8 protein-coding genes are annotated in these 10,704 nt (G+C 66.8%); 6 read left to right on the forward strand and 2 right to left on the reverse strand.

Going from position 1 to position 10,704, the window contains the following annotated elements; all coding sequences use genetic code 11:
* Window positions 1–18: 18 nt before the first annotated feature.
* Genes M2319_RS04445 through M2319_RS04455 form a run of 3 tightly spaced genes read left to right on the forward strand, consistent with a single transcriptional unit; the run spans window position 19 to window position 2,244 of the window.
* Window positions 19–276 (forward strand): acyl carrier protein, encoded by a 258-nt coding sequence (locus M2319_RS04445; RefSeq protein WP_264600232.1) that lies wholly within the window; start codon window positions 19–21, stop codon window positions 274–276.
* Complete coding sequence (locus tag M2319_RS04450) at window positions 257–1,489, forward strand: beta-ketoacyl synthase N-terminal-like domain-containing protein (RefSeq protein WP_264600233.1); 1,233 nt, start codon at window positions 257–259, stop codon at window positions 1,487–1,489. The genes M2319_RS04445 and M2319_RS04450 overlap by 20 nt, the downstream gene beginning before the upstream one ends.
* Window positions 1,486–2,244, forward strand: a complete 759-nt coding sequence (locus M2319_RS04455; RefSeq protein ID WP_264600234.1) for an enoyl-CoA hydratase/isomerase — start codon at window positions 1,486–1,488, stop codon at window positions 2,242–2,244. Before M2319_RS04450 ends, M2319_RS04455 begins: the two co-directional genes overlap by 4 nt.
* Here the strand turns inward: M2319_RS04455 and asnB are convergent.
* Both asnB and M2319_RS04465 read right to left on the reverse strand, forming a co-directional pair.
* Window positions 2,213–4,207: an asparagine synthase (glutamine-hydrolyzing) gene (asnB, locus tag M2319_RS04460; protein WP_264600235.1), complete on the reverse strand. Its 1,995-nt coding sequence runs from the start codon at window positions 4,205–4,207 to the stop codon at window positions 2,213–2,215. The genes M2319_RS04455 and asnB overlap by 32 nt on opposite strands.
* 9 nt (window positions 4,208–4,216) lie before the next feature.
* The gene (locus tag M2319_RS04465) at window positions 4,217–4,471 is read right to left on the reverse strand and encodes an acyl carrier protein (protein ID WP_264600236.1); all 255 of its coding nucleotides are present in this window, start codon (window positions 4,469–4,471) and stop codon (window positions 4,217–4,219) included.
* A 514-nt stretch (window positions 4,472–4,985) separates the two neighbouring features.
* On the opposite strand from M2319_RS04465, the gene M2319_RS04470 reads away from it, so the two are divergent.
* Genes M2319_RS04470 through fabD form a run of 3 tightly spaced genes read left to right on the forward strand, consistent with a single transcriptional unit; the run spans window position 4,986 to window position 10,701 of the window.
* Window positions 4,986–6,617: a cyclic peptide export ABC transporter gene (locus tag M2319_RS04470; protein ID WP_264600237.1), complete on the forward strand. Its 1,632-nt coding sequence runs from the start codon at window positions 4,986–4,988 to the stop codon at window positions 6,615–6,617.
* A gap of 2 nt (window positions 6,618–6,619) precedes the next feature.
* Window positions 6,620–8,269 (forward strand): cyclic peptide export ABC transporter, encoded by a 1,650-nt coding sequence (locus M2319_RS04475; RefSeq protein WP_264600238.1) that lies wholly within the window; start codon window positions 6,620–6,622, stop codon window positions 8,267–8,269.
* Window positions 8,266–10,701, forward strand: coding sequence for an ACP S-malonyltransferase (gene fabD / locus M2319_RS04480; protein ID WP_264600239.1), 2,436 nt, complete (start codon window positions 8,266–8,268; stop codon window positions 10,699–10,701). Before M2319_RS04475 ends, fabD begins: the two co-directional genes overlap by 4 nt.
* Window positions 10,702–10,704: the final 3 nt, after the last annotated feature.

Consider the following 10,704-nt stretch of genomic DNA (forward strand, 5'->3'; position numbering starts at 1 on the left):
GCAGCGGGCATAAAGAGGATGGCACATCCCTTGGACAGCGACCAGATCGTCGACATCATCATTGGCGAAATCCGCGAAACCGTCCCGGAACTTGCCGATCGTCCCATCGGCCGTGCCGACTCCATGGCCGATCTCGGCGTCGATTCCATCGAGCGCTCCGAGATCATTCTGGCGACGCTCGAAGCCGTCGGCCTGAAGATCCCCATGGTCCAGCTCCACGGGCCGCGCAATATCGGCGAGCTCGCCGACCTCATCGATGCCAAGAAAAGCGGCTGACCCGATCCGCTTTGCGGGGATAGGCGTTGCCTCCGGCCTCGGCCATGGCAGGGCGGCGTTCCGGGAGGGCTTGTTCGCCGGCCGCAACGTCTTTTCCAAACTGACCCGTGAGGGGAGGGAGGCGCCCGAAGGCGAAGAACCCTTCCTCGGGGTGGAAATGCCCGAGCCGCCGCAAGTCTTGCCGCCACGGATCGCCCGCACCGCGACGCTGACCGGCCGGGTCGCCGCATCGGTACTGGCCGAGGCCTGGGAGGATGCCGGGCTCGACGCCATCGCCCCGGAGCGCATCGGCCTTGTCGTCGGCGGCAGCAATCTGGCGGCGCGCGAACAGGCGCTGGCGCTCGCCGCCTATGCGGAAAGGCGCGCCTTCGTGCCGCCGCGCCATGGCCACATGTTCCTCGACACCGATCTCTGCGGGCTCTGCACGGCCGCCTTTCCGATCCGCGGCTTTGCGATGACCGTGGGCGGCGCCTCGGCGAGCGGCGCGGTCGCCGTCGTCGAGGCGCGGAACGCCATCCGCTCCGGCCGAGTCGATGCCTGTATCGCGCTGGGCGCCATGCAGGACCTCGGTGCCCACGACCTCCAGGCGCTCCGGGCCCTCGGCGCCATGGGCTCGGCCCGCTTTTCTGAGGCGCCGGAAAAGGCGTGCCGGCCGATGGACGCCGACCATGACGGGTTTCTGTACGGTGAAGCCGCCGCGGCTCTGGTCCTTTGCCGGGAAAGTGTTGGCCTGTCGAAGACCTACGGCACGCTCCTCGGCGCGGCCTCGATTGCCGACGGCACCCGCGGGCCGGAGCCCAATCACGAGGGCCAGGTCCGGGCGGCCAGGATGGCGCTCGCCGAGGCGGGGCTGACGGCCGCCGACATCGACACCGTCAACGGCCACGCCACCGGCACGCCGTCCGGCGACGACACGGAATTGGAAACCTACCGCGCGCTAAAACTCCACCACGCCCGCATCAACGCCACGAAGTCGATCCTCGGCCACGGCCTTGCGGCGGCCGGCGCCATCGAGGCCGCCACCGTGCTGATCCAGATGGCGGAGGGCCGCCTGCACCCGACCCGCAATCTGGAAACACCGCTCGACCCAAGCTTCCGATGGGTCGGCGCCGCGCCTGTCGACCATGAGATCCGCCACGCGCTGAAATTCTCCTTCGGCTTCAGCGGGGTGAACACCGCGCTCGTCCTAGGCGCGCCGGAGGCGAGCGGATGACCTACGAGACCCTGAAGGTCACGACGGAAAAAAACGTCTGCCGCATCGTCTTCGACCGGCCTGAAGCCGGCAACGCCCTCAACGACAAGCTGATCGCGGAATGCGCCGAAGTCGTCGCTCGGTGTTCCGCGGAGGACAGCCCCGTCACCGTGGTCATCCTGGAGGGCGGGCCCGAGGTCTTCTGCGCCGGCGGCGATTTCGAGGCGGTGTCGGACAGCGGTTCGGCCGGCGATCCCGCCCCGCTCTACGATCTCTGGCAGGCGCTCGCCGACGGGCCGTTTGTCACCGTCAGCCTGGTGCGAGGGCGGGTCAATGCCGGCGGCGTCGGCTTCCTCGCCGCCTCCGACATCGTCATTGCCAAGGAGAGCGCCCGGATAAGCCTCTCCGAACTTCTCTTCGGGCTCTATCCGGCCTGCGTTCTCCCCTTCCTCATCCGCCGCATCGGCCGCCAGCGCGCCCACTACATGACGCTGATGACGCGGCCACTCAGTGCAACGGAAGCGCGCGATGCCGGCCTCGTCAACGTCATCGCCGAGGACACTGAGCGCGCCTTCCGCCAGCATCTGTCCCGACTGGCGCTCCTGAAGAAACCGGCAATCGCCCGCTACAAGGCCTATCTTTCCGGCTGCCGGGGCGAGCCCGCCGGCGACCGGGAGGCAGCGCTTGCCGCCAATCGCGAGATGTTCCGGGATCCGGAGGTACTCGCCGGCATCCGGCGCTACGTCACCGAGCTGAAGCTTCCCTGGGAAGACTGACCTCGGCCTGGCGCGCCGTCAGGTCGACCGCCTTGTCGAGCGGCGGCAGCACCGGGTCCGATAGCCCTTCGCGCCGCACGAACGCCCGGTCGAGGAGCGCGATGGAGAGAAGATAGAGGAAGGTCTGGTTTTCCTTGGTGCTGATCTCCGAGGCCGGCTTGGTCAGCACTTTTTGCGCCAGTCGTGAGGCGAATTTCGGCTCCAGGAACGGTACCTTGGCGAGCTCGTCGGCGCTCAGCACCAGCTCCAGATAGTCCGGCCGTTCGGCCGCAAAGGCGGCCGCGTCCGGCGCCCGGTAGGGGAATTTGCGCTTGTCGGTGATCGCATCCGGCACCCGGCCCCGGAACGCCTCGCGCAAAAGCCGCTTTTCGACAAAACCGTCGTCGAATTTCAGGTTCACGGAGGTGGCGAGGGCAAAGACCTCCGGGTCGAGGAACGGGCAGCGGTTCTCCACCCCGTGGGCAAGGCTCATCCGCTCGCCCTGGGTGGAGAGGAGATAGCCCGGAAGGAGGGTCTTGTATTCCAGCCACTGGGCCTTTTCGACCGGCGAAAGGCGCTGAAAGCCGGGGGCATTGGCGGCGAGTTCGGAGATCGCCCGGAACGGATCGCCTTTTTCCTTCATCAGGCGTGCGGAGAACTGACCGTTCTGGAACCTGAGCTCGTGGGAAAAGAGGCCCGGCATCTTTTCCTTGGAAAACTGCGCGTAGAGCCCGGTGACAGCCGCGATATCCTCCGGCCCGTAATGGGAGAGATGCGGATAGAGCTGCGCCAGCCGCGACCGGCGGGTCTCGTCCGGCAGCTCGCGCCAGGCGTCGCGTAAGAGCGTCTCCTTGAAGAGGTCGTAGCCGAGGAACGCCTCGTCCGCCCCTTCGCCGCTGAGGATGACCTTGATGCCTTCGGCCTTCGTGCGCTTGGAGAGCAGATACATCGGCACGAAGGCGCTGCGGAAGGCAGGAACCTCGGCATGAAAGACCGCCTCCGGCGTTGCCGCGGCGATATCCGCATGGCGGATGCGTTCGGCATGATGGCTGGTGCCGAGATGGTCGGCGACGAGCCGCTGCTCGGCGGATTCGTCAAACTCGGCGTCCTCGAATTCGACGGAAAAGGTCGAAAGCGGCTTGGAGGCGAAATCCCGGGCGAGCGCCGCGACGATCGCCGAGTCGACGCCGCCGCTGAGATAGACGCCGACCTCCACGTCGCTGCGCAGGCGCAATTCCACGCTGCGCGACAGCCGCGCGCGGATCGCCTCGATCGCCTCTTCTTCGCTCTCTACCCGCGGCCCGATGTCGAAGCGCAAGCTGTCGTAGGCGCGGGGGGTGAGCGCCCCGTCCTTGACGGAGAGATACGCCCCCATGCCGAGGCTCTTGATGCCGAAGAAGCCGGACTGCTCCGGCAGCGGCGTCCATTGGGCAAGGATGGCGGAGAGCTGGTCGGGGTCCTGCTCGAAGGAAAAGCCGGGAACAGCGAGGAATGCCTTCATCTCCGAGGCGAACAGCACCGTGTCGCCGCGAATGGCGTAAAAGAGCGGCCGCTTGCCGAAGCGGTCGCGGGCAAGGAACAACTCGCCGGTTTCGGCATCGTAGAGCGCAAAGGCAAAGCCGCCATTGAAGCGCGCCAGGCAGTCCGGCCCCCAGGCGATCCAGGCGGCAAGCACCACTTCGGTGTCGCATGCGGTGCGGAAGGAAAAGCCGCGCGCTTCCAGCGTCGTCCGCAGTTCCCGGTAATTGTAGATTTCGCCATTGTAGCAGAGCCAGTAGCGCCCGCTCGGATCGCCGAAGGGCTGGGCGCCGCCGGCCGGATCGAGGATCGCCAGGCGCACGGTGCCCATGGCGAAGCCGTCGTCGATGAGGGTGCCGTAGCCGTCCGGTCCGCGATGGGCGATGCGCGAGAGCATGCCCTTGATGTCGTGGCCGAGCGCCTCGGCCGGTCGGTTGGGTTTCAATATGCCGGCAATGCCGCACATGGCCCGGCCTCAGGCGCTGGCGGCGCCGCGTTGCGACACCTTTTCGGCTACAGTCGCCTCGATCTGCGTCAGGCTGACCATGACGCCGCCGGTCATCTCCTTTTCGGAGAATTTGATACCGTATTCTGTCTCCAGGAAGCGGATGAGCTGGATGTAGCCGAAGGAGTCCATGACGCCTTCCTTGAAGAGGTCGGAGCTCTCCGGAAAGGTCTCGTCGAACTCGATCAGAAACTGCTCCTCGATGAAGTCGCGAATCCTGCTCATGGGCCCTGGTGCCGCCTGATACCCGAGATCGTCTGACTGTGACGGCGCGTCGCCTCCGGAACCGTCCTGGGGTGATTCTCTTGAAGTCCCGCCGCCCGATAAGGCTAGCCAATCGCCGGGGGGAGGGCGAGGGGATATCCGGCCGAAAGTGCTCTCGCGAACAGAAAATACCGTGATTTTACCCCTATTGCGGGAGGGATCGGCGGCCGCAGGCTGGGGTTCTTCAAAGTATCCGACGTATGCGCCGAAGGGCGTTTTCCACAAGGCGGCTATGGCGCCGAATTGATGTGGATGCGATGCCGGTTCGGCTTGCGCGGGTCAAGGTAGCTGCCTAGCATTATCCGAACCCGGCAGATGCGTTTTCCGAGAACGAGCGTGCGGCGCGTCCGGCGTCGCAGACCGTCCGCCCGTCGGCGGAGGGCCGAAGACGTATCGCCGGCCGGGGAATCCGTCGGCGCGGCACGGGCGCAAAAACGGCCGCGGGGGAGAACACGCCGAAAATGGCAGGTGTTGAATGAATATCCTCCGCCTGCTCCAGGGCGGGCCGCCGGCAAGCCGTCGCTTCCTCTTCGCCATCACCTCGTTCACGGGCCTCGGCAATGCCGGCCTCATCGGGCTCATCAACCAGGCCGCGGAGCGCTCGCTGCTCGGCGCCGAGGTCGGTGCACAACTTTTGATCGTCTATGGGCTGACGCTCGTCTTCTTCCTCGTCTCCAACCGCACCTCCCTGCACCAGGCGAACCGCTACGTGCAGCAGAGGCTGGAGGCGACGCGGCGGCGCATCGTCACCAAGATCCGCCGCGCGGATCTCAGGACGCTGGAGCGGCTCGGCCAGGGCGACATCTACATCACCGTCGCCCAGGAGACCGACCACCTCTCCCAGACCCTGCCGCTCCTCATCGGCGCCGCCCAGAGCGCCTTCGTGCTCGTGTTTTTGCTGCTCTATATCGCGACCCTGTCGCTGATCTCCTTTGCCGTCGTCGCCGGCGTCACGGCGCTCGGCCTCACCATCTTCGTCATCCGCCAGCGCGCTCTCACCGCCTCGCTCGCCGCGGTCCACTATCGCGAGGCGGAGATGCTGGACAGCCTCTCCCACTTCACCCTCGGCTTTCAGGAGATCCGCCTCAACGCCGACCGCAATGACGGCCTCTTTGCCCATTTCACCGAGGTCGCCGACAGCCTGAAGGACGAGGTGATCGCCATTGGCGGGCGCTGGGTGGCGCTCCTGCAGTTCTCCAACGCCTTCATCTTCCTTTTGGTCGGCGTCGTCGTCTTCGTGCTGCCGGCGTTCTTTGCCGGCTATACGGACACCATCTACAAGATCACCGCCGCCTCGGTCTTTGCCATCGGCCCCGTCGCCGCGATCACCTCCGTGGTGCGCCTCATCGGCCGCGCCGAGGCCGGCCTCGGCCACGTCTATGCGCTGGAGGCAAAGCTCGACGAGAACGCGCCCGGCCCGGCGGAAAAGGCGCCGCGCCAGCGCTCGCCGTTCAAGGATTTTGAGACCATCGAGCTTGCCGGCGCGACGTTCCGCTATGTGGACAGCGCCGGCCTGACGACCTTTACCGCCGGCCCCCTCGATTTCACGCTGCGGCGCGGCGAGACCGTCTTCATGACCGGCGGCAACGGCAGTGGCAAGTCGACGGCGCTGAAGCTCCTCTGCGGCCTCTACCGGCCGGACGGCGGCCGCATCCTCTGCGACGGCACGGAGATCGGCGACGACAACCGCCAGCAATACCGCGAGATCTTTTCCGGCGTCTTCACTGACTTTCACCTCTTCGACCGGCTCTACGGCATCGACGCCGATCCGGACGACGTCGCCCGGCTGATCGCCCGCATGGAGCTTTCCGACAAGGTCGGCTTCGAGAAAGGCCGCTTTTCGACCAGCGACCTTTCCACTGGCCAGCGCAAGCGCCTCGCCATGATCGTCGCGCTGCTGGAGGACCGGGAGGTCTATCTGTTCGACGAATGGGCCGCCGACCAGGACGCCCATTTCCGCGAGGTCTTCTACGGCGAGATGCTCGCCGACTTCAAAGCCCGCGGCAAGACGGTCCTCGCCGTCACCCATGACGACCACTACTGGGACCGCTGCGACCGCCGCGTCGCCCTCGACCTCGGCATGATCTCGGGCGGGGAGGGGGCGTGACCATGGCGATCGTCGATTTCATCCGCGGCGCCGATGCCCGCCAGCTCCGCATCATGTTCCTGCTGACGCTGATCGCCGGCCTTGCCAACGCGACCCTCATCGTCGTCATCACCAAGGTCGCCGAGACGGTCTCCAACGCCGGCACGCCGGGCATCTGGGCCTGGCTCGCCTTTGCCGGCGCCTTCGCGCTCTATTACGGCGCCAACCAGGTGGCGCTGGTCCGTTCCATGGCGATCATCGAGGACCTCCTCAACAGGAAGCGCCTGGAGATCGCCGACCGGCTGCGCCGTTCCGAACTCCTCGTCGCCGACCGGCTCGGCCGCGGCCGGCTCTACAATCTCGTCGCCAAGGAAACCAACCACCTCTCGGTGACCTTCCCGCTGATCGTCGATGCCGTCCAGCAGACGGTCCTCCTCGCCGTTGCGCTCGTCTATCTGCTCTATCTCTCGCCGCCCGCCTTTGCCGTGTTCCTGGCAACGGTCGTCGCCGGCATCCTCGGCTACAAGGCCATCGACAGCCGCTACCGGGAGATCCTGCGGCTCGTGGAACGCATGCAGGCCGAACTGCTGGACGCCATCACCGACATCATCCGCGGCGCCAAGGAACTGCGCCTCAACACGACGCGCAGCGACGCCGTTGCGGCGGCCTACCGCAAGCGCTCCAACATCCTGGAGCGGCTGATGGTGCGCTCGGTCGAGCACTGGGTGTCGCTGATCCTCCTCGGCGGCCTCACCACTTTCGTCATGCTCGGCGTCGTCGCCTTCGCCTTTCCCGGCTACGTTTCCGGCCACAACGCCATCATCTTTCAGCTCGTGCCCGTGCTCCTCTTCTGCATGGGCACGCTGACCAAGACCGTCGCCCAGTCGCCCATGTTCATGCGCGCCGAGGTCGGCCTGAACGCCATCCTCGCCATCGATACCGAACTCTCCGAGGCCTCCTCCATCGGCCCCGACGAGGCGCGCCGCCAGGCCCGCGCCTTCCTCGATTTCTCCACAATCTCCTTCAACGGCATCCGCTTCAGCTACGACCGCAACGACCCGGAGGCCTATACGGTCGGCCCCCTTGACCTCAGCCTCACCCGCGGCGAGATCGTCTTCCTCGTCGGCGGCAACGGCAGCGGCAAGTCGACGGCGCTGAAGATGATGACCGGGCTCTACCCGCTCGATGCCGGCTGGATCGGCGTCGACGCCGCCGCCGTCGCGGGCGTCGCCCGCGCCGGTTACCGCGAGCTCTTCGCCTCGGTCTTCGTCGACTTCCACCTCTTCGACCGGCTCTACGGCATGGAGGACGCCGACCCGGGCCGGGTCAACCGGCTGATCGCGGAATGGGGGCTCGCCGACAAGGTCACCTTCGAGGACGGCCGCTTCAACCAGCTCCACCTGTCGACGGGCCAGCGAAAGCGCCTGGCGCTGATCGCCGCCGTCGTCGAGGACCGGCCGATCTATGTCTTCGACGAGTGGTCGGCCGAGCAGGACGTGCACTACCGCGAGCATTTCTACACGACCTTCCTGCCGGCTCTCCGGGACCAGGGAAAGCTGGTGATCGCCACCTCGCACGACGAAAAATACTGGGGCGTTGCCGACCGGGTGGTGAAGCTGGACCTCGGCCGCATCGAATGGATCAGGACCGGGGCAGAGGTGGCAGGACGATGAAGGCCTATCTGTTTCCGGGACAGGGCGCACAGCGCATCGGAATGGGCACAGACCTCTTCGACGCCTTTCCCGACCTCACCTGGCGCGCCGGCGAAATCCTCGACTACGACATCGCCGCGCTCTGCCGCGAGGGTCCGATCGAAAAGCTGAGCCAGACGCAATTCACCCAGCCGGCGCTCTACGTCGTCAACGCGCTGAAATACCTGAAGCACAGGGACGAGACCGGCGAGGCGCCCGATTTTTTGCTGGGCCACAGCGTCTCCGAATATGTTGCGCTCTTCGCCGCCGGCGTCCTCGACTTCGCCACCGGCCTGTCGCTCGTCGCAAGGCGCGGTGCGCTGATGGCCGAGGCTCGTGGCGGCGGCATGGCGGCCGTCCTCGGCCTCGATCCGGACGCCGTTGCCGAGCTGATCGCGCGGGAGGGGCTGACGGACATTTACCCGGCGAACTTCAATACCCCGCGCCAGATCGTCGTCTCGGGCCGCAAGGACGCGATCGTCGCCGCCGAGCCCCTGTTCCTTGCCGCTGGCGCCAGCCACTACAAGGTCCTGCCGGTGAGCGGCGCTTTTCACACGCCGTTCATGGAAGCTGCGCGGGCCGAGTTTGCCGGCATCGTCGCCGCTGCCGATTTTTCCCCGCAGCAGGTGCCGGTCATCTCCAACGTCACGGCGCGCCCGCACGTCGATGCCGATATCCGCGCCCGCATGGTCGAACAGATCACCGCGCCGGTGCGCTGGGCGGAGAGCCTGCGCTACCTGATAGCGCGCGGCGTGACGTTTGCCGAGACGGTCGAACTCGGCCCGGACGGGCCGCCCGTCGTGCGGCCGATGTTCCGGCGCACAGAAATGGAGGCCGGACCGCTGCCGCCGGAGGAGATGGAGGCGCCGGCATCCGTGGGTGCCGCGGTTACACCGGAGCCCGCTTTTGAAACCACCGCCCCTGCCGCCCAACCGATCCAGCCGGCGTCTCCGGAGCCCGTCGCGGACGCCGGACCGGCGCCCTGTCCTGAGCGCAGTCTAGATGCTGTAACGTCCGACGCGGCGCCGCCGAAGATAGGGGTCGAAACGGCTCCAGGTTCCTGCCGCACGCCCCACTTCTCCGTCGACCGCCTCGGCTCCCGCGCCTTCTGCGAGGCCTTCGGCATTCGCCACCCCTATGCCAGCGGCGCCATGTATCGCGGCATCGCCTCGACAGACGTCGTCATCCGCATGGCAAACGCCGGCCTCCTCGGCTTCTTCGGCGCCGCCGGCCTGTCGACGGCGGAGGTCCGCGACGCGATCCACCGTATCCGGTCGGGCATCCACGAGGATGCGCCCTTCGGCGTCAATTTCATCGCCCGGGTCAACCGGCCCCATCTGGAGGACGACCTCACCGACCTCCTCTTGGAAGAGGGCGTCACCATCGTCGAGGCCTCCGCCTTCATGGAGGTGACCCAGGCGCTCGTCCGCTACCGGGCGAAGGGCCTGACCCGCGAGGCCGGCCGCACGCGGGCCGCCAACCGCATCATTGCCAAGGTCTCCCGGCCCGACGTCGCCGCCCAGTTCCTCGCACCCGCGCCCGAAGACGTGGTGACAAAACTCCGGGCGACGGGCGCCATTACCGCAGACGAGGCGGAGCTTCTCGCCCATCTGCCCGTGGCCGACGCGATCTGCGTGGAGTCCGATTCCGGCGGCCACACCGACCAGGGCATGCCCTTTGCGTTGATCCCGCCGATCCTGAAGCTGCGCGACGACGCGCAAGCGCGCTTCCCCGATGCCGCCCCGATCTTCGTAGGCGCCGCCGGCGGCATCGGCACGCCGGAGGCCGCCGCTGCCGTTCTGGTGCTGGGTGCCGATTTCCTCGTCACCGGCTCCATCAACCAGTGCACGGTCGAGGCCGGCACCAGCGACGCGGTCAAGGACCTCTTGGAGGCCATCAACGTCTACGACACGGCCTATGCGCCGTCCGGCGAGATGTTCGAACTCGGCTCCAAGGTGCAGGTGCTGAAAAAGGGCGTCTTCTTCCCCGCCCGCGCCGAAAAGCTGGTCGCCATCTACCGCCAGCACGAGAGCCTTGAGGCCATCGACCCCACCCTGCGCCGCCAGATCGAGGAGCGCTATTTCCGCAAGAACTTCGAAGAGGTTTATGCCGACCTCGCCAAAACCTACGCGCCGGCCGAAATCGCCCGCGCCGAGGCGATGCCGAAGCACCGCATGGCCCTCGTCTTCAAGCGCTATTTCAGCGACACCACCGACTGGGCGCTCAATGGCGACATGGCCCACAAGGTCGATTTCCAGGTCCATTGCGGACCCGCCCAGGGCGCCTTCAACCAGTGGGTTGCCGGCACGGAGCTTGAATCCTGGCGGAACCGCCATGTCGACGACATGGCCTTAAGGCTGCTCGACGGCACGGCGGACCTCCTGTCGCGCCGCTTTTCGGCATTGGTGGGCTAGCCG

This window comes from Rhodobium gokarnense, assembly GCF_025961475.1.
GTDB classification, from domain to species: Bacteria; Pseudomonadota; Alphaproteobacteria; order Rhizobiales; family Rhodobiaceae; genus Rhodobium; species Rhodobium gokarnense.